Raw genomic sequence first — 18592 nt, 5'->3', positions numbered from 1 at the left:
GACGTGCCTCCTGCCTGAGACATGTGTGCGAGCGCAGCGGCGGGCAGGTGCAGCGTCATCGCTACTTATGGGTCGGCGCCCGTTTGACGAGTAACCCGGCACTGCCTACTTGGTGCCCCTTCGAAGAGACGAGTACCGATCACTCGGGTTTCTCAACCCGGCCGTTCCTAGCCTGAGAAACGTAAGCAACTGATGATTCTGCTGGGGAAACATCAAGCTTTACGACAGCGCCCTTGGCCCTGGGGACAACTGCCTCAGGAACCCGTGAAGCCGTCATGTTCCCGCCCCAGAGTGGTCAGTCGAGACTCCCATCTGGACGGAGAACCACAATGAAACGTGTTCTAACAACTGTCGGGCTTCTGGGCTACGCGCTCGCCTCGACGGCAGCCCCTGCCTTCGCAACGGATCCCGCCAACCCGGGGTGCCAACCCACTGTGACGAACCCTTCCGTGCCGATCGAGGATGGCAACGGCAACGGCAACGGCAACGGCAACAACGGCAACAACGGTGCCGGTAACGGCAACGGCGCCGGCAACGGCAACGGCAACAACGGCGCCGGCAACGGCAACAACGGCAACGGCAATAACGGCGCCGGCAACGGCAACAACGGCAACGGCAACGGCAACGGCAAGGACAAGAGCGGCATCTCGGTGGGCATCGCGACGGTCAGTACCACGACGGATTGCCCCGGTGGAGGGCATCCGGAGCACCCCGAGCACCCCGAGCACCCCGAGCACCCCGAGCACCCCGAGCACCCCGAGCACCCGGAGCACCCGGAGCACCCGGAGCACCCGGAGCACCCGGAGCACCCGGAGCACCCGGAGCACCCGGAGCACCCCGAGCACCCCGAGCACCCCGAGCACCCCGAGCACCCGGAGCACCCCGAGCACCCGGAGCACCCGGGTACACCAGGAACGCCGGGAGAGCCGGGCACCCCGGGGACGCCGGGAGAGCCGGGCACCCCGGGGACGCCGGGAGAGCCGGGCACCCCGGGGACGCCGGGAGAGCCGGGCACCCCGGGGACGCCGGGAGAACCGGGGGCACCCGGAGCACCAGGAGAGCCGGGGGCACCCGGTACACCGGGCTCACCAGGGGCACCGGGAGCACCCGGAATGCCGGGAGCACCCGGAATGCCGGGAGCACCCGGAGCACCAGGGGCACCGGGCACTCCCGGGGTCAACGCTCCAACGGTCGTAACACCGAGGACGAATGTTCCAGTCACCGCTGTCCCCGCTTCCGGAACCGGGGCTGTACGCACAAACGCCGGCTACAACGTCCAGACGGCGGCGAGTGCACCCTCCGATGATCCAGGGCAGGCCTGGCTCGGTGGACTGGCAGTCACCGCGCTGACCGGAGCAGCGATCGTCGCAGGCCGCTCGATGCAGCGAATCCGCACTTCAAACACCTGAGAATGACAAGCGAAACAGGTGCCGCGCTCCGGTGCGGCACCTGTTTCGCGCTTCCCATCCCGAAGCGGGCACTGACCGCTTCTGGAAGGGGTGGACGTTGTCTCAAAAGCTGAGACTGATTGTCCAGCCACCGAGCACCGTCCCTAACCTGATGCAATGGCTGTCACTAAACCACGCATCGATCTCGCTGTCATTCCTGGTGACGGCATTGGCCCGGAAGTCACTGCGGAAGCTGTGAAGGTGCTTTCGGCAGTCCTCAAGGGCTCGGCTGACCTGCAGTTCACCCACTACAAGCTGGGCGCCCAACATTGGCTGAAGACGGGGGAGACCCTGCCGGACGAGACGCTCGCCCGTCTGCGGACCCACGATGCGATCCTCTTCGGCGCCGTCGGTGCAGCCCCCGGTGACTCCCGCATTCCTTCGGGCCTCATCGAGCGCGAGCTTCTCCTTAAACTGAGGTTCTCGCTCGACCACTACGTCAACCTTCGCCCCTCCGTGCTCTACTCCGGCGTGGAAAGCCCGCTTGCGAATCCAGGACCCATAGATTTTGTGGTGGTCAGGGAAGGCACCGAGGGCCCCTATGCAGGCAACGGTGGAACACTCCGCTCCGGCACTCCGCACGAGATCGCCACCGAAGTTTCCCTCAATACGGCACATGGCGTGGAGCGGGTGGTGCGGGATGCTTTCCGCAGGGCGAACGGGCGGAAGCGCAAGAAGGTCACCCTGGTGCACAAACACAATGTGCTCGTCTACGCCGGCCACTTGTGGAAGCGCACGGTGGAAGCCGTAGCCGCCGAGTACCCCAACGTCAGCCACGATTATCTACACGTCGACGCGGCGATGATTTTCCTCGTCACTGATCCATCGCGGTTCGACGTCATCGTCACTGACAACCTTTTCGGCGACATCCTCACGGACCTCGCTGCCGCAGTGACAGGCGGGATTGGGCTGGCTGCCTCGGGCAACCTCAACATGGACCGCACTGCGCCGTCGATGTTCGAGCCGGTTCATGGGTCGGCGCCGGATATCGCGGGCCAGCAAAAAGCCGATCCCACAGCGGCGATCCTCTCGGCGGCATTGCTCCTGCGCCATCTTGGCTTCGACGAAGCCGCCGACCGCATCGACCAGGCCGTCGAAGCGGATGTCGCCAGGCGTGCCGGAAGGGCACGCACGACGCCGGAGGTGGGCGATGCTATTGCGGCCGCCGTGTCCTAAGCTGGTTAGGAATTATTAACCCAGCATCGGCTGTCAGCCGGAGCTGACCACTGACTGCAGCTGTTTCACCGCACCCACGCCCTGGAACAGCAGCAGGCCATCGCGGAGGAATGATGACAGCCACGGATCTGGAGTTCGCCCAGCATCTCTCGACAAGCCCCAAGACCGCCGAGCAGCGCGCCGCAATCCTCGCCAACCCCGGCTTTGGGAACCACTTCACCGACCACACCGCCGTAGTCGACTACTCGGTCGACGAGTCAGGGATCGGCAGCTGGAGCAATGCACGGCTGGAACCGTACGGACCCATCTCGCTCGATCCCGCCGCGGCGGTCCTGCACTACGGGCAGGAGATCTTTGAGGGAATGAAGGCGTACCGCCATGCGGACGGCTCCGTCTGGACCTTCCGGGCCGACGCCAACGCTGCGCGGCTCAACCGCTCGGCCGCGCGTCTCGCGCTGCCCCAGCTTCCCGAAAACATCTTCCTCGAGTCGCTGCGTCAGCTCGTTGCGGCGGACCAGGACTGGATACCCACCGGCGACGGCGAAAGCCTTTACCTGCGCCCCTTCATGATCGCCACCGAGGCGTTCCTTGGAGTGCGCCCGGCCAGGGAAGTATCGTTCCGCGTCATCGCATCGCCCGCGGGGAACTACTTCGGCGGTGAGGTTAAGCCCGTCTCCATCTGGGTTTCCCGGAACTTCGCACGCGCAGGGCGTGGCGGGACCGGTGCCGCGAAGTGCGGCGGAAACTACGCCGCGTCCCTTGCCGCCCAGCTGGAAGCTGAGGCAAACGGCTGCAAGCAAGTCCTGTTCCTCGACCAGTTCAACGACAACGCGGTTGAAGAGCTTGGCGGCATGAACGTGTTCTTCGTCCTTCGGGATGGATCGCTCGTGACCCCCGCGCTCTCTGGAACCATTCTTGAAGGCGTCACCCGTTCGTCGATCATCCAGCTCGGCCGTGACCGCGGGATGAACGTCGTCGAGCGCAAGATCACCCTTGACGAGTGGCGGGATGGCATTGCTTCGGGTGAAATTGCCGAGGTCTTCGCCTGCGGTACGGCCGCCGTGATCACTCCGATCGGGCTGCTCAAGGACGGCGAGGAAACCATCGGCGCCCCCGACTCCGAGGCCGGCGAGGTAACGATGTCCATCCGGCGCCAGCTGCTCGGCATCCAGACCGGTGTTGCCGAGGACGTTCACGGCTGGCTTACCCGCCTGGTTTGATCCGGACGGCCGGGCCCTCCGGCCCGGCCGTTCCAAGGGCGCGATTCGCCGGCAACGGGGGAACAGCGCCCGGAAGCTCAGGACGCCGGGTTGAGGATCTTCCGGTCCGCGAGGAGCTGAGTGATCTCGTCGTATGGGAGGGGCTTGCTGAAGTAGTAGCCCTGGCCGCTTGAGCATCCAATGGCGCTCAACTGGTCGGCCTGCTCTTTGGTTTCAATCCCCTCGAAAACGGCTTCAAGCCCCGCTGCACGGATCAGTTGAAGGATCGCCGCAACAAACTCAAGCTGCCCGGGCTTCGTGTCGAGGTCAACGAGCAGGGACCGGTCAACCTTGACCATGCTCACGGGAAGCTCCCGCAGGTAGCTGATCGAGGAGTAGCCGGTTCCAAAATCGTCGATCTCAATTCCCACGCCAAGCTGCTGGAGGCTCAGGAGGGAGTACATCTCCACCTCGCCACGGGTCACGATCGCCGTCTCGGTGATCTCAATCACGAGGCTCCCGGCGGGAACACCGGTGTCGCGCAGGAGCGACCTCACGAAGTCAACGAGGTCGAGCTGCTTGAGCTCGACGGCAGAGAGGTTGACCTGCACCTGGAAGTCGTCGTCGAGTGTCAGTTCACGCCGCCACGCGGCAAGGTGGTTCAGGGACATCGTCATGACCCAGCGGTCGAGGTCGTGGATTGCCCCGATTTCCTCGGCCAGTGGAATGAAGACATCCGGCGGGATGAGTCCGCGCACAGGATGCTGCCACCGCACGAGCACCTCGACGCCGAGGATGCGGTTGGTGGCAAGCTCAACGAGCGGCTGGTAGTGCAGGATCAGCTCGTCGCGCCCGATCGCACCTCGCAACTCCGAAGCCATCTGGCTGCGAAGCTGCCTCGAGTACTGCATCATCGGTTCGAAGACCTTGATGATGTTTCTTCCCTCGCGCTTTGCCGCGTACATGGCGGTGTCGGCGTCGAGCAGGATGTCATCCGCGGTCTGGTGGGCTTCCCCGAGGCGTACCCCGATGCTCGCCCGTGAGTGCACGCGAAGATCCTCAAGTTCCATGATCTCCCCGAGCACTTCAAGCGCCCTGCGCGCCACTCGCATCGCGACCTCCATCGTCGCGGCCGGGATCAGGATGGCGAACTCGTCGCCGCCGAGGCGCGCCACGAGGTCGCTGGACCTCACCACCTTATTAAGCCTCGCCGCGACCTCCTGCAGCACACGGTCGCCCGCGTCATGCCCGAAGCGGTCGTTGACGTTCTTGAACGAGTCAAGGTCAAGGAGGATCAAGGCCGGCGGTGCGTCACCGTTTTCCGCCCGGACGAGCGAGGCTTCACAGGCTTCCATCAGGGCTACCCGGTTTGATAGCCCGGTGAGCGCATCGGACATCGCCATTTTCTTCATGTCGTAGTGGGCCTGGCGCAGCATTGCGGTGCGGCTTTCAACCCGCTTCTCGAACTGGTCGTACACCTGCTCGAGCTCCTCGGCGAGGAGATTGAAGCCGGTGATGACCGCATCAACCTCGTCGCGGGCATCCGACGGCTCAATGCGGCTGCTCAGCTCGCCACGTGAAAGACGAACAATGCTATCCACGAGGAGGCTGAGACGTGGATCTTTGTGTGCGCTCATCAATCTCAGGTTACAGTCCGCAATGGCCGCAGCCACGCAAGTGCCTCGGCCTGTGAGCCGAACACATCCACAGGGCAGCCTGGTGTCCGGGCGCCCATGAGGAACGCCGCGAGAACGCGGTCCACCGGACTCGAGCCCACCAGGGCAATGGCCCGGGCCATACGCGCTCCACTGAGGACCGCGCGGGCATCCCTGTCGATCGAAGTAACCCCGCTGATGTCGATGAGCACCGGCCGCGGCACTCCAGCCGCAAGAACGCGTGCCTGCGCTGCCTTTGCCGAAGCGAGTTCCTTCGAGATCCGTTCACCCGGTGGAAAGACAAGCACAGTGATCCCATCCCGGTCCGCTGCTGAAGCCGGAGCCACCTGCGCCCGCTGATCCGCCTGCGACGCGACGAGGCCGTCGTCGTCGGTCAATGTAGTCATTACCATCTCCGCTGCTTTCGGTTCCCCAACCCGTTACCCATCGTCTACGCCCGTGGCTTGAGCTGCGCCTCCGGGGGACCGGGCCGCGGAGCGGCTAAAGGCTGCGCCCGGGGCGTCAGCCGCGCAGGGACGGCGGAACGTTCCGGTGCCGCGGAGATCCGAACGGGCGGTGATGCTGCTGCGAGCCGTCGCCGGAGGTGCGAGGCCGGGTGGCTGGCGACTTCGTCGGGTCGCTTCACCGCTATGGATCTATTCATATGCTCCCCCAGCATCAATACGGCGGCTGCTCCATGCTCCGCCTTTTCAGCAACTGGCCGCTGGCGCGGGCATTTGCCGGCACTCAGTGGCAATGGGTTGCTGCCCAGTCAGGAGCCAACATCGTGGCCACCGTGTGATGGGGGAAACGTTAGCACCGAAAGTGCTCAAATGTCCGAGGCTTCAGCACCTAATTGGCAACTTGAATTGGGGCGGGAATTCGAGTTGGAGACTATTTCTCATGGGGCGCAGTCCGGACCGGGCTTGGAACGCTTCATCCGCCTCGGCAACGCGGCACGGCTGGAAGGAAACCGGGCGGAAGTGGAACGGGGGAGGGCCAAGCCGGAAAGACCAATACGCCGGTGGACCCAGGAACTCCGGCCGCGCAATCCGCCTGGCCTCAGCGTGCCTGTGCCAAATGAAGGCGGCCCTGACCGGGGTGGGAGTAATGGGGGAAAACGCCCAGCCCGGCCAGAGCCTAGGAACGACTCTACAAGACAGAGCGGCGCATCATGCAAGCCGGCTTAGCTTTTGGGCACGCTACATGACGCCGTATGAAGCCGGAGGCCGCTACGCCTACCTGCCTTGTACCTCGTGGATCAGGTCGCGTGCTGCTGCTGCGCGGTCGTGAGCGCCCGATCGATCGAACAGCTGCTCGCTTGCTTCGAGGTTGAGAAGGGCTTCCAGCTCACTGTTTCTTGCACTGAGCGCCCGTCCCAGAAGGTACCGGGCCTCTGCCGCCGTATGGGTTGCTATGAGGGACTCGCGCGTTGTCACGGCTTTGAGCCGCTCGATCGCTGCGTCGAATTGTCCGGTAAGTACGAGCCAGTGTGCGCGTGTGAGCGCCAATTCGACCCGGTCCCGTTCGCTGCCGCCGACGATCGAGCTCGCCATCTCGGCCCGGTCGATGCATTCAAGTGTTTCGGGGCCGACGACGCCCGCGGCGAGGCGGCGTTCTGCCGACGCGCGGTTGAAGCGCGCCCAAAGATCCAGGTCGTTCGTTGGGGAGAGATTCTCGGCTGCCAGGCGGTGGTACTTGGTACCCTCGTCGACCTGCTTCATCATGTAGGCGACATTTCCGATGGCCCAGTAGCTCATGCCCCGGGTCTGGGTGCTCACGCCTTGCTGAAGCAATTCGGCGAGCACCATGCATTCTGTCCATGCGATTTCGAGCTGATCACTGTCCGCCAACGCCGCGATGAGGGCGTTCTGGGCTTCGATCTGCAGGTCCGGCTGCCCGGGCACCTTCGCCGAATATTCGGCCGCACTCCGTGCAAGGGCTACTGCTTCGGTAAGCTCGCCGCATCCCTGGAGCGCGAACGATGCAAGAGTGCAGACCCGGGCCGTGAGCGCAGTGGACTGGACCGTCATCGGATGTCGCTGAAGAATCCGCGCGACCTCTGCCGACTCCTGCATGAGGCCCTGCTTGCGCAGGCACTCCGCCTGGAGAAAGGTCATGTTCCACCAGGCGTTCTCGTCGTGAAGCTCCTCGGCGAGAGCTACCGCCTGCTTGGCGATGCGGTTTGCATGTTCATAATCCCGTTGGTTCCAGGCATCGCGGGCCTGAAGCTCGAGGAGGACCTGCTCGCCCGGCTTTTCATGCACGGCCATCTCCTCCTTATATCTCTGTGCGGCCGCCGGCTGTATCCGGCGATCCGCTGTACAACTGGAAGCTACTTCCAGGTTCCAGTCTAGGACGTAAGACGGTATCACCATCGAAAACAAAAAATTGTTACGTTTGGGGCTGGTGTGGCGACTTTTGATTTGTATACTAATAGTGCTATAGCAAGAGCTTGGGACTTCCTTGTCCTATGCGTCCGCCTCAAACCCGAAGGATATTCACTATGAAGAAAATTGCATCGGCACTCGTGCTGTCCGTGCTGCTCGTCGCAGGCGGAGGCTCTGCCGCATTCGCTGCGGACACGACCGCCAAGTCGGGTTCGGGCACCGTCAGCACCGACCGGGTCAACACCTGGCCTTACTAAACCTGGTGACGGCTGCGCAGTGCCCGCGTTGAGCGGCTCGCGCGTCAACCGCCGTTTTCCAGCCGAATAAGGGCCGTGAACCCGCCTTCTGGGGGGCGAGTTCACGGCCTTTCTGCTGCCCCGCCGGGGTTGGGTGAGGCTGTAGCCTAGGAAAATGCGTATAGCCCGTTTTGTCGTAGATAACGATCCAATGTTCGGAGTGGTTGAAGGGCCCGACGGCGGCGAGGAGGTCGCCGTGATCAACGGCGATCCTTTCTACTCCGGCGTCCAGTTGACCGGTGCCAGGCATGCGCTCGCTGACGTGCGCCTCCTCGCGCCCGTGATTCCGCGGAGCAAGATCGTCGGCATCGGACGCAACTATTCCGACCATGCCGCTGAACTCGGCAACGAGGTGCCCCCGGCTCCGCTCATGTTCCTCAAACCGAACACCTCCGTCATCGGGCCGGGCGACCCGATCCTGCTTCCGTCCTTCTCCGAGGAGATTTCCTTCGAAGCCGAGCTGGCCGTGGTGATCGGACGGATTTGCAAGGACGTTCCCCTCGAACGCGTTGACGACGTCGTCTTTGGCTACACCTGCGCGAACGACCTCACCGCCCGCGATATCCAGAAGACTGACAACCAGTGGGCCCGGGCGAAGGGGTTCGACACCTCATGCCCGATCGGGCCATGGATCGAGACCGACCTCGACCCCGAGAACCTTGCCGTACGGGGCTCGCTCGACGGCGAGCTGCGTCAGGATGGTTCGACGAGCCAGATGGTCTGGGGGGCAAAGGAACTCGTTTCCTACGTATCCCAGGCTTTCACCCTGCTGCCCGGAGACATCATCCTCACGGGTACCCCTGCCGGCGTGGGCATGATCACTGATGGTCAGCGGTTCGAAGTCGATATCGAGGGCATTGGCCGGCTGACCAACCCCGCACGCAGGTAGGTCCGATGGGCGGCAGCGGGTCCCCGGGGCGTCAGCGGCGGCATCGGGGAAGGAGCCGGCAGAACTGGACCTTCGCCTTCGTTGCCTGTTTCGGGTTCCTGATCCTTGGACGTGCCGTGCGCATGGCCGGCGGCCCCCAGCTGCTCACCTCGGCAAATGCCGCGCTCGGATTCGGACTCTTCGCAGCATTCGCCCTGCGGGCGCTGCGGCCGCAGACCCGGATCGAGGTATTGGCTGCAGTGGGACTCGCCGTCTCCGCCGCCCTTTTCGGAGGCTGGTACTTCTACCTTCAGTGACCGCCGGGCGCCGACTGCCGCATGGACGGTGCGGGCCGCCGGGGGACCGCCGACTAGACTTGGCGCATCATGACTACTGCAGCCGATTTCCCTATTGTCACCGATTCCACCCCGGTCCGCGTGCGGTTCTGCCCCTCGCCAACCGGTACGCCGCACGTGGGCCTCATCCGCACCGCGCTTTTCAACTGGGCCTATGCGCGCCATACCGGCGGTGCCCTGGTTTTCCGCATCGAAGACACCGACGCGGCGCGCGACAGCGAGGAAAGCTACCTGCAGCTCCTTGACGCGATGACGTGGCTTGGGATCGACTGGGACGAGGGTGTTGAAGTGGGCGGCCCCCATGGTCCATACCGGCAGTCCCAGCGCGGCGACATCTATCAGGGCGTCATCATTCGCCTCGTGGAGGCCGGGCACCTCTACGAATCCTTCTCCACTCCTGAAGAAGTGGAGGAGCGTCACCGTGCGGCCGGGCGCGACGTCAAACTCGGCTACGACAATTTCGACCGCACCCTGAGTGAGGCCCAGCGCGAAGCGTTCCGCGCCGAGGGCCGCGGGGCGGTACTGCGGCTGCGGATGCCGGACGAAGACATCACGTTCGATGACCTGGTCCGCGGCGAGATCACCTTCCGCGCCGGCAGCGTCCCGGATTTCGCCGTGGTGCGCGCCAACGGCGCTCCTCTCTACACCCTCGTCAATCCCGTCGATGACGCGCTCATGGACATCACCCACGTGCTGCGCGGCGAAGACCTCCTCTCCTCAACCCCGCGGCAGATCGCCCTTTACCGGGCGCTGATTGATATCGGGGTGGCCAAGCACATGCCGCTCTTCGGCCACCTGCCCTACGTGATGGGGCAGGGGAACAAGAAGCTTTCGAAGCGGGATCCCGAGTCGAACCTCTTCCTGCACCGCGAGCGTGGCTTCATCAAGGAGGGGCTGCTCAACTATCTCTCCCTGCTGGGGTGGAGCCTGTCGGCGGATGAGGACATCTTCACCGTGGCCCAGCTCGTCGAGAAGTTCGACATCCACGACGTGCTGGCGAACCCTGCCCGCTTCGACCTCAAAAAGGCCGAAGCGATCAATGGAACCCACGTGCGCCTGCTTGAGCCCGAGGACTTCCAGGGCCGGATCGTTCCCTACCTCCAGTCCGCCGGACTCGTGGGGAACCCGCCCTCGGAGCGGGAGTCCGTAGTCATCGCCGAAGCCGCCCCGCTCGTGCAGGAACGCATCACGCTCCTGGGCGAGGCGCCCGAAATGCTCTCCTTCCTCTTCAAGGACGACGACGCGGTCGACATCGCCGACGACGCCCGCAAGGGGCTTCCCGACAACCTCGACGAGGCGCTCGGGCGCGCCCTCGCCGCCCTCGAAGCCGTAACCGACTGGAACGCCAACGCAATCCAGGAAGCGCTGCGTGCTGCGCTCGTCGATGAGCTGGGCCTCAAGCCCCGGCTCGCTTTCGGCCCCGTGCGCACCGCCGTATCCGGCCGGCGGATCTCGCCGCCGCTTTTCGAGTCGATGGTGATCCTCGGCCGCGAGTCGTCGCTGACGCGTCTGCGGGCATTCAAGGCAACGGCGGGCTGAAGTGGGTGCTGAGACGGCGGCGGCCGCCGGCGGGCAGGATCCGGTCATCGAGGGCGTGCTGTTCGATATTGACGACACGATCGTCGACCTCGAAAGCGCGATGGGCAAAACCCTTCACACCATCGCCGGCGAAGCCCTGAAGCATCTGACCGAAGATGACTGGGCCGAGTACAAGCAGTTGTTTGCGCAGGACCCGCAGGGCCACTACGAAAACTTCCTGGCAGGAGAAGTGACCTTCGCGGAACAGCGCCTGCGCAGGGCCCGCCACGCTCAGGCGCGGTTCGTCACCGACCCGCTCGAAGGCGAGGCGGCCCACCGCTGGACCTCCGCCTACGAAGCCACCCTGCCGCTGCACTTTCGGCCGTACGAGGATGTCCTGCCACTCCTTGACGAACTCGATGCCCGGGGCATCCCCTACGGGGCGGTGAGCAACAACGTCCACGACTACCAGCGGGCAAAACTCGATCGTTCGGGGCTCACCCGCATCTCACGGCTGGTGGGCATCGACGCCGTCGGTGCCGCCAAGCCCGACCCGGCGATCTTCCTTGAAGGAGCGCGCATTCTGGGGACCTCCCCGGGCGGCACGCTCTACGTGGGCGACAACCCCGTCGTCGATGCCCAGGGAGCCGACGCGGCGGGCCTCGTTGGCGTTTGGCTGGACCGGCGGGGGGCCGCTTTCGAGGGCGCAGTGGCGCGTCGCATCACCGATCTGTCGGACGTTTTGCGATTCCTGCCCAGTATCCGGTAAAGTTATTTCTCGGCGCGGAGCGGTTACGCGACCGGGAGCCAGCACTGATGGGCTTCCGAAAAGTGCCATTGGGGTATGGTGTAATTGGCAACACACTGGTTTCTGGTACCAACATTCTAGGTTCGAGTCCTGGTACCCCAGCGCAGTAAATGCAGTACAGCAGGAAACGTAGTACCAAGCAGTAAAAGGCAATACCAGTACTGGCCCCATCGTATAGCGGCCTAGTACGCCGCCCTCTCACGGCGGTAACGCGGGTTCGAATCCCGCTGGGGTCACGAAAGTCCTTCAAAGGGACATCGGGAAAAGTCCCGGACACACAGGTGTTCGGGACTTTTTTGTGCCTCGAAATCAAGGTTGCGCCGCACATTCAGTGCTTCCCGCAGCCGGTGAGGTGAAATGGCATGATGGGGATTATGAATCCATCCCTCCCCGCCGCAGACGCCCGCAGTCTCGCGGTGTTCCTCCGGGAGGTACATACGGCCCTCCTCGGTGCAAGATTCCCCCTCGCGCTCAGCAGCGCACCCCGGGCACGGACCGCGGCCCTTGCCGCAGCGGCGCAGCTCGATGACTACATCCTTCCGAGGCTCGACAGTCTTGACGCGCCGCTCCTGGCCGTCATTGGGGGCTCCACCGGGGCAGGTAAGTCAACGCTTGTGAATGCGCTGGTCGGGAGGCCGGTGACGCGGACGGGTGCGGTACGTCCGACCACGCGCCAGCCGATTCTGCTTCACCACCCCGACGACGCCGCATGGTTTTCGGACCAGCGTGTTCTCCCGACGCTGAGCCGGGTCTTTCCGAGCGGAGATCCGCAACAGGCCGGTGCCGCATCCGATTCCCCCGACACCTTGCTGCTCCAGGGGGAGCCCCGGGTGCCGCGCGGGCTCGCACTCCTCGACGCCCCCGACATCGATTCGATCGCCGACGAGAACCGGCGCCTGGCCAACCAGCTTCTCGCCGCTGCTGACCTTTGGCTCTTCGTGACGACGGCGAACCGCTATGCCGACGCCGTCCCATGGAAGCTTCTCGCGGGAGCCGCGAGCAGGGACATCCTCCTTGCCGTGGTGCTCGACAGGGTTCCGCAGGGGGTCGAAGAAGAGGTGCGCGGCGACCTGATGAGCCTTCTCGCCGCCCAGAACCTGGGGCACGCCCCCATCTTCGTGGTGCCGGAGTCCCCGCTTGACCAAAGCGGAATGCTGCCGCCCGAACCCGTTGATCCGATCCGCCACTGGCTTTCGGCGATCGCGGCGGACGCCGAGGGACGCGCCGACATCGCCCGGCGGACACTCGCCGGGGCGGTGCGTGCCCTCGCCGGAAGTGTGGGAGAGGTGGCCGAGGCCGCCGAAACGCAGCAGGCGGCAGCCTTGCGCTTCCGCACTGCTGCCGCGGCGGCATACGACGACGCCCTCGCCGCCATCCTGCGCTCCACCGAAGACGGCACGATGCTGCGCGGCGAGGTGCTGGCCCGGTGGCAGGACTTCGTGGGCACAGGGGAGTTCATGCGCGGCATCGAAACCCGCGTGGGCTGGGTGCGCGACCGGATCACTTCGTTCTTTACTGGCAAACCCGCCCCCGCGCAGACAGTCGCGGCCGCGATCGAGACCGGACTCCATTCGGTCATCGTTGAGGAAGCGGCGAAGGCGTACGAGGAAACCGAGCGGCGCTGGAGCAGCGAGGACGCCGGCCGGCCCCTGCTTGCAGGACGTTCGCCCTATGACAGTGACGAGTTCTCCGAGGAGGCGGCCCGTCAGGTACGGGCCTGGCAGCAGGATCTCCTTGACCTCGTAAGCACCGAAGGCTCCGATAAGCGGTTTGCTGCGCGGATGCTGTCCTTCGGGGTCAACGGCGTTGCGGTCGCGCTGATGGTTGTGGTTTTCGCGTCCACCGGCGGGCTCACCGGCGCGGAAATCGGCATCGCCGGCGGTTCGGCGGTTGTCGGTCAGAAACTTCTCGAGGCGGTATTCGGCGAAGATGCCGTGCGACGGCTCAGCCGTACTGCCCGCGACAACCTGCAGCGCCGCTGCAGGCTGTTGCTTGATGTGGAACAGGAAAAATTCACGGTGCTGCTTGAACCGGTGTCCCAGCAGACGCCGCCCGAAACCCTCGCCGGATATGCCCGCGCCCTGGCGCGCACCAACTTCGCGGGCGGCACACCAGCAGGGCCGGGCGGCAGCCGATGAGCAGGCACCGCGGGACGCGCTCAAAGAACGGGCTCACGGAGCAACTGGAGGCGCTTGATAAGGCGCGGGAACTGGGGGAGGGAAGGCTTTCCGAGGAGCCGTTGCAGCAGCTCTTCGGGGTGCTCGACCGCGCGAGCAGCAGGCGGTCCCTTTCCGCGGACCATACCGTCGTTGGCATTTTCGGCCCAACGGGGAGCGGAAAGTCCTCGTTGATCAACGCCCTCAGCGGCACCAAGGTGGCGCGCGTGGCTGCACGCAGGCCGACGACCTCCGAACCGCTCGCCGTCGTATGGCGTCCCGAAGGAAGCGGAGCCCTCCTCGATTGGCTCGAGGTGAACCAGCGGCACGAGATGCCAGCTCCCGCGCAGGGTCAGCCCGCTGGTGGCCTGATCCTGCTCGACCTGCCTGACTTCGACTCGACCGCCTTGGTACACCGTGAGGTTGTCCAGCGTATGGCGGGCCAGGTCGACGTGCTTCTGTGGGTGGTTGACCCGCAGAAGTACGCCGATGCGGCGCTGCACTACGACTTCCTGCGGCCGCTCGCCTCACACGGCGCCGTGACGCTGGTGGCATTGAACCAGGCCGACCGCTTGTCGCAGGAGGACCGCAAGCAGGTGCTTGATTCGCTTGCCGGAATCCTCAAGGGCGAGGGCCTTGGCGCGGTTCAGCTGTTCCCCGTCTCCGCGCGCACCGGGGAGGGCCTTGAGGACCTGTCCGCCGCCATTCAGGCGATCGCCGCCGGCAAGGAAGCGGCAAATGCCCGCCTCACCGCGGATGTCGTCGATGCGTCAGCGCACCTCGCCGCCTTCACCGGAGCGCAGGATGCTGCAGTGCCGGACAAAGCAGCCCAGAGCGCACTCGCTGCTCGGCTCGCCGAGGCGGCGGGGGTCGACACCGTGGTGCGTGCCGTCACCGCCTCCTACAGGCGTGATGCACGCGCAGCGACCGGCTGGCCGGTGACCCGCTGGCTCGCGGCGCTCCGTCCGGACCCGCTGCGACGATTGAATCTGCGCCGCAGCGATATCGACGCCGCCCTTCGCCGCACCTCGCTGCCGCAGGGCAGCCCGGCACAGCAGGCGAAGGTCGACCAGGCACTGCGCACCTTTGCCGATACGGCGGCAGGGTCCGCCGTCGAACCCTGGCGCACCTCGATCCGTTCGGCGGCCCGGGATTCCGTGCCGGCACTGCTTGACGGACTTGACCAGGCCGTCGCAGGGGCGGATCTCGACACCGGGAAACGGTCATGGTGGTGGCCGCTCGTTGGCTTGCTGCAGTGGATCGCGCTTGTCGCGCTGGCAGCCGGCGCCGGGTGGCTGGCGGTGCTTGCCGTGCTCGGTTTCCTGCAGCTCGATGTGCCCGACGCACCCGAGTATGAAGGCTTCCCGCTGCCGACCCTGCTCGTTCTCGGGGGTGCTGCGGCCGGGATTGCGCTGGCGATCCTTGCGGCGTTCATTGCCCGCTTCACCGCGAAGGCGCGGGGCGCAAAGGCCCGAAGGCGGCTGCGGGCCGCCTGTGCGCGGGTTGCCGAGACCCTCGTCATCAAGCCGGTGTCCGCCGAAATCGCGCGGTACAACGCCTTCCGTTCAGCCGTCGCTGCGGCGCAGAACCCCCGCTGAGGGATTCCTCCGGTCCCGGGCCGGTACCCGTTCCGTGGCTAGCCGTCCACGGGGGAGCTTCGCGGTTGGCCAGCCAGCCAGGAACGGGAGCGTCGGCGTCGGCCAGCCAGCCCGGAATGGGAGCGTCGGCGTCGGCCAGCTCGCCCGGAATGAGAGCGTCGGCGTCGGCCAGCTAGCCGGGCAGCGCCGCGAGGACCTTGTTGAGCGTCCGGAGGTTCCGGGTCGTCGAGACCGGGCGGAACCGGCCCTTTGACGTGAGCTTGCTGAGCTCGGAGTCAAGGGTGGCACCGCGCCGTGCCTGCCAGGCGGCGGCTTCGGCGCTCAGCACCACAAGGTTCTCGCCGGCCGCTGCCGCAGCTGATGCGATCTCGCTCAATGCTTTGCCGTCGGAGAAGAGGGTCACGTAGGCGTGGACGTCGGGATCGTCCGCAGGGAACGGGCACGCTTTGACGAGTTCGGCGAGCTGGCGGGCTTCAAGCACCACCACCCAGGCTTCGTAGCCGAAGGCCTCGCGCAGGCGCTCCTCCACCCGAGCTTTCAGTTCCGCCGGTCCCAGCGCCGAAGTGCAGACGAGGTTCCCTGTCGCAAGGACTGTCCTGACCTCGGCCACGGGAAGGGACGCGACCGCCTGCCGCAGGTCCTCCATGCGCAGGGTGATGCCGTTGACGTTGATGCCGCGCAGGAACACGGCATACGGTGCCGGAGTCCCGGCCGCCTGCGCCGCCGGTGTCACTGGGCCGCTGCCTTGCTGACGGCCTGGGTGAGCTGCTGCGCGGCGCTTGTGACGACTTCGGCGTGGATGCGTCCGGGCTGCCGGGTGAGCCGTTCCATGGGTCCGGATATTGAGACGGCGGCGATCACCCTGCCGGACGGTCCGCGCACCGGTGCCGAGACCGAAGCGACGCCGGGTTCCCGCTCGCCGAGGCTCTGCGCCCAGCCGCGGCGGCGCACTCCGGCGAGGACCGTTGGGGTGAACCGGGCGTTCTGCAGGCCCTGGAGCAACCGGTCATGGTCCTCCCACGCAAGGAGGCACTGGGCGGCCGATCCCGCCTTCATCGACAGCTGCGTGCCGACCGGAATGGTGTCACGCAGGCCAACGGGACGTTCGGCGGAGGCCACGCACACCCGCCACTCGCCCTGGCGGCGGAACAATTGGGCGCTTTCGCCGGTGTCGTCCCGGAGCTGAAGCAGGACCGGCCCCGCCGAGGCAATGAGCCGGTCCTCACCTGCGGCACTGGCAAGTTCGACAAGGCGGCTGCCGAGCACGAACCGGCCCTGAATGTCGCGGCTCACGAGCCTGTGGTGGGCCAGTGCAAGTGCCAGCCGGTGGACCGTAGGGCGGGCAAGGCCCGTCGATGCCACCAGCTGCGCCAAAGTGGTCGGTCCCGCCTCGAGGGCATCGAGGACCATTGCCGCTTTGTCTATCACTCCCACACCGCTAGAATTGTCCATAAGTTGATATTGCCGTCTCATTATCTGAGACGCAAGTCGAGGGACTGGCGTTTTGCGGCGCACCGCTGGTTCAGTTGATCGGGAAGGCCCCGCTCGGCGGAGGGAATGCGACGGTCCGGCTGGACCGGTGACAACTCCACGGCGAAGCGCGTGCGGAGAGCAGCGGAGGAAACGGGATATGGGAAAGACACTGGCCGAAAAGGTTTGGGACGCGCATGTGGTCCGCAAGGGCGAGGTCGTGGGAGCCGAGGCCCAGCCCGACCTCCTCTACATCGACCTTCACCTCATCCACGAAGTCACCTCCCCCCAGGCCTTCGAGGGGCTTCGGCTCGCCGGGCGCCCGTTGCGCAGGCCCGACCTCACCATTGCCACCGAGGACCACAACACCCCGACGCTCGACATCGACAAGCCCATCGCCGACCTCACCAGCCGCACCCAGATCGAGACCCTCCGCACGAACTGCAGGGAGTTCGGTGTGCGTCTGCACTCGCTCGGCGACGCCGAGCAGGGCATCGTCCACGTTGTCGGCCCGCAGCTCGGGCTCACCCAGCCGGGGCTTACGGTCGTGTGCGGCGATTCACACACGTCGACCCACGGAGCGTTCGGCGCCCTCGCCATGGGAATCGGAACCTCCGAAGTCGAACACGTCATGGCCACCCAGACACTGTCGCTGAAGCCTTTCAAGACGATGGGGATCACGGTTGAGGGAACCCTGAAGCCGGGAGTCACCTCGAAGGACATCATCCTGGCGGTCATCGCGAAGATCGGGACCGGCGGCGGCCAGGGCTACGTGCTCGAATATCGGGGGTCGGCCATCCGTGCCCTCTCGATGGAAGCGCGGATGACGATCTGCAACATGTCGATCGAAGCCGGCGCCCGCGCAGGGATGATCGCTCCCGACGACACGACATTCAACTACCTCAAGGGCCGCCCGCACGCCCCGCAGGGCGCCGACTGGGATGCCGCCGTCGAGAACTGGCGCGAACTGCGCACCGACGACGACGCCGTCTTCGACGCCGAGGTCTTCCTCGACGCGAACGACCTTGAGCCGTTCGTCACCTGGGGCACCAACCCGGGGCAGGGTGTTTCCCTCTCCCAGACGGTGCCCTCGCCGTCGGACTTCACCGACGAGAACGACAAGGCCGCTTGCGAACGCGCCCTCGACTACATGGCCCTTGAAGCCGGCACGCGCATGAAGGACATCCGCGTCGACACCGTGTTCCTCGGCTCCTGCACCAACAGCAGGATCGAGGATCTCCGGATCGCCGCCGACATCATCAAGGGCCGCACCAAGGATCCGGCGGTGCGCATGATGGTTGTTCCAGGCTCGGCCCGCGTCCGGCTCGAAGCCGAGGCCGAGGGGCTCGACCAGGTCTTCAAGGACTTCGGTGCCGAATGGCGTTTTGCCGGATGTTCGATGTGCCTCGGCATGAACCCGGACCAGCTGGCGCCGGGGGAGCGCTGCGCGTCGACGTCGAACCGGAACTTCGAGGGCCGGCAGGGCAAGGGAGGCCGCACCCACCTGGTGTCGCCGGTCGTCGCCGCCGCAACCGCCGTGCGGGGCACCCTGAGTTCGCCCTCGGACTTGGACCCGCTGCCACCGTCCCGCGAGTACTCCGGCGCTGTCGCAGCAACGCCGCCTTCCGCACCCCCCGCAGCCTAGGAGCCCCAC

Annotated in this window: 16 protein-coding genes and 2 tRNA genes; 13 read left to right on the top strand and 5 right to left on the bottom strand. The window is 65.6% G+C overall.

The annotated features are described in order from the left end of the window. Positions 1–329: 329 nt before the first annotated feature. The 3 genes from AC4D2R_RS06880 (at position 330) to AC4D2R_RS06870 (ending at position 3844) form a co-directional block, all read left to right on the top strand. Positions 330–1409 (top strand): collagen-like triple helix repeat-containing protein, encoded by a 1080-nt coding sequence (locus tag AC4D2R_RS06880; RefSeq protein WP_490938747.1) that lies wholly within the window; start codon positions 330–332, stop codon positions 1407–1409. A gap of 156 nt (positions 1410–1565) precedes the next feature. Beyond that, complete coding sequence (locus AC4D2R_RS06875; protein WP_490938745.1) at positions 1566–2624, top strand: 3-isopropylmalate dehydrogenase; 1059 nt, start codon at positions 1566–1568, stop codon at positions 2622–2624. A 113-nt stretch (positions 2625–2737) separates the two neighbouring features. Further along, positions 2738–3844, top strand: a complete 1107-nt coding sequence (locus tag AC4D2R_RS06870) for a branched-chain amino acid aminotransferase (protein ID WP_490938743.1) — start codon at positions 2738–2740, stop codon at positions 3842–3844. 77 nt (positions 3845–3921) lie between these two features. On the opposite strand, the gene AC4D2R_RS06865 is transcribed toward AC4D2R_RS06870, so the two are convergent. The 3 genes from AC4D2R_RS06865 to AC4D2R_RS06855 form a co-directional block, all read right to left on the bottom strand. Then, positions 3922–5460: a putative bifunctional diguanylate cyclase/phosphodiesterase gene (locus AC4D2R_RS06865; protein ID WP_490938741.1), complete on the bottom strand. Its 1539-nt coding sequence runs from the start codon at positions 5458–5460 to the stop codon at positions 3922–3924. 5 nt (positions 5461–5465) lie between these two features. Further along, on the bottom strand, positions 5466–5885 hold the full coding sequence (locus AC4D2R_RS06860; RefSeq protein WP_490938739.1) for a DUF7793 family protein: 420 nt from the start codon (positions 5883–5885) through the stop codon (positions 5466–5468). Positions 5886–6716: 831 nt separating this feature from the next. After that, on the bottom strand, positions 6717–7745 hold the full coding sequence (locus tag AC4D2R_RS06855; protein WP_490938737.1) for a hypothetical protein: 1029 nt from the start codon (positions 7743–7745) through the stop codon (positions 6717–6719). Between the two features lie 239 nt (positions 7746–7984). Between AC4D2R_RS06855 and AC4D2R_RS06850 the strand changes: the two genes are divergently transcribed. The 9 genes from AC4D2R_RS06850 (at position 7985) to AC4D2R_RS06810 (ending at position 15468) form a co-directional block, all read left to right on the top strand. Continuing rightward, positions 7985–8125 (top strand): hypothetical protein, encoded by a 141-nt coding sequence (locus AC4D2R_RS06850; protein WP_490899928.1) that lies wholly within the window; start codon positions 7985–7987, stop codon positions 8123–8125. Positions 8126–8279: 154 nt separating this feature from the next. Next, complete coding sequence (locus AC4D2R_RS06845) at positions 8280–9053, top strand: fumarylacetoacetate hydrolase family protein (protein WP_490938735.1); 774 nt, start codon at positions 8280–8282, stop codon at positions 9051–9053. Between the two features lie 5 nt (positions 9054–9058). After that, positions 9059–9349 carry a hypothetical protein gene (locus AC4D2R_RS06840; protein ID WP_490938733.1) on the top strand — a complete coding sequence of 97 codons (291 nt, stop codon included), beginning with the start codon at positions 9059–9061 and terminating at the stop codon, positions 9347–9349. A 69-nt stretch (positions 9350–9418) separates the two neighbouring features. Next, positions 9419–10927, top strand: a complete 1509-nt coding sequence (gene gltX / locus AC4D2R_RS06835; protein WP_490938731.1) for a glutamate--tRNA ligase — start codon at positions 9419–9421, stop codon at positions 10925–10927. 1 nt (position 10928) lies between these two features. Beyond that, a complete protein-coding gene (locus AC4D2R_RS06830) occupies positions 10929–11675 on the top strand; it encodes an HAD family hydrolase (RefSeq protein ID WP_490938729.1) in 747 nt (248 codons plus the stop codon). A 69-nt stretch (positions 11676–11744) separates the two neighbouring features. Then, positions 11745–11816 (top strand) — tRNA-Gln (locus AC4D2R_RS06825). A 61-nt stretch (positions 11817–11877) separates the two neighbouring features. Further along, a tRNA-Glu gene (locus tag AC4D2R_RS06820) sits at positions 11878–11950 on the top strand. A 138-nt stretch (positions 11951–12088) separates the two neighbouring features. Further along, on the top strand, positions 12089–13852 hold the full coding sequence (locus AC4D2R_RS06815) for a dynamin family protein (RefSeq protein WP_490938727.1): 1764 nt from the start codon (positions 12089–12091) through the stop codon (positions 13850–13852). After that, positions 13849–15468: a GTPase gene (locus AC4D2R_RS06810; RefSeq protein WP_490938725.1), complete on the top strand. Its 1620-nt coding sequence runs from the start codon at positions 13849–13851 to the stop codon at positions 15466–15468. Before AC4D2R_RS06815 ends, AC4D2R_RS06810 begins: the two co-directional genes overlap by 4 nt. 172 nt (positions 15469–15640) lie before the next feature. Here the strand turns inward: AC4D2R_RS06810 and AC4D2R_RS06805 are convergent, their stop codons facing one another. Together AC4D2R_RS06805 and AC4D2R_RS06800 are read right to left on the bottom strand one after the other, a co-directional pair. After that, entirely contained in the window at positions 15641–16201 is a 561-nt protein-coding gene (locus tag AC4D2R_RS06805) for a DUF1697 domain-containing protein (protein WP_490938723.1), read from the bottom strand. Then, the gene (locus AC4D2R_RS06800) at positions 16198–16920 is read right to left on the bottom strand and encodes an IclR family transcriptional regulator (protein ID WP_490899936.1); all 723 of its coding nucleotides are present in this window, start codon (positions 16918–16920) and stop codon (positions 16198–16200) included. Before AC4D2R_RS06800 ends, AC4D2R_RS06805 begins: the two co-directional genes overlap by 4 nt. A 178-nt stretch (positions 16921–17098) precedes the next feature. Here AC4D2R_RS06800 and leuC point away from each other — a divergent pair, with 178 nt between their 5' ends. Next, positions 17099–18583: a 3-isopropylmalate dehydratase large subunit gene (gene leuC / locus AC4D2R_RS06795; protein ID WP_490938721.1), complete on the top strand. Its 1485-nt coding sequence runs from the start codon at positions 17099–17101 to the stop codon at positions 18581–18583. Positions 18584–18592 lie beyond the last annotated feature (9 nt).

The sequence above is a fragment of the Arthrobacter sp. TJ-217 genome, assembly GCF_058269255.1.
Note: the sequence above shows the minus strand (reverse complement) of the source record. Positions and strands in the feature narration are given on the sequence as shown.

Coding starts and splice junctions, on each gene's coding strand:
- AC4D2R_RS06840 (WP_490938733.1), top strand. CDS start 9,059: ATGGGCGGCAGCGGGTCCCCGGGGCGTCAGCGGCGGCATCGGGGAAGG.
- gltX (WP_490938731.1), top strand. CDS start 9,419: ATGACTACTGCAGCCGATTTCCCTATTGTCACCGATTCCACCCCGGTC.
- AC4D2R_RS06800 (WP_490899936.1), bottom strand. CDS start 16,920: ATGGACAATTCTAGCGGTGTGGGAGTGATAGACAAAGCGGCAATGGTC.
- AC4D2R_RS06875 (WP_490938745.1), top strand. CDS start 1,566: ATGGCTGTCACTAAACCACGCATCGATCTCGCTGTCATTCCTGGTGAC.
- AC4D2R_RS06815 (WP_490938727.1), top strand. CDS start 12,089: ATGAATCCATCCCTCCCCGCCGCAGACGCCCGCAGTCTCGCGGTGTTC.
- AC4D2R_RS06865 (WP_490938741.1), bottom strand. CDS start 5,460: ATGAGCGCACACAAAGATCCACGTCTCAGCCTCCTCGTGGATAGCATT.
- AC4D2R_RS06860 (WP_490938739.1), bottom strand. CDS start 5,885: ATGACTACATTGACCGACGACGACGGCCTCGTCGCGTCGCAGGCGGAT.
- AC4D2R_RS06880 (WP_490938747.1), top strand. CDS start 330: ATGAAACGTGTTCTAACAACTGTCGGGCTTCTGGGCTACGCGCTCGCC.
- AC4D2R_RS06845 (WP_490938735.1), top strand. CDS start 8,280: ATGCGTATAGCCCGTTTTGTCGTAGATAACGATCCAATGTTCGGAGTG.
- leuC (WP_490938721.1), top strand. CDS start 17,099: ATGGGAAAGACACTGGCCGAAAAGGTTTGGGACGCGCATGTGGTCCGC.
- AC4D2R_RS06810 (WP_490938725.1), top strand. CDS start 13,849: ATGAGCAGGCACCGCGGGACGCGCTCAAAGAACGGGCTCACGGAGCAA.
- AC4D2R_RS06870 (WP_490938743.1), top strand. CDS start 2,738: ATGACAGCCACGGATCTGGAGTTCGCCCAGCATCTCTCGACAAGCCCC.
- AC4D2R_RS06850 (WP_490899928.1), top strand. CDS start 7,985: ATGAAGAAAATTGCATCGGCACTCGTGCTGTCCGTGCTGCTCGTCGCA.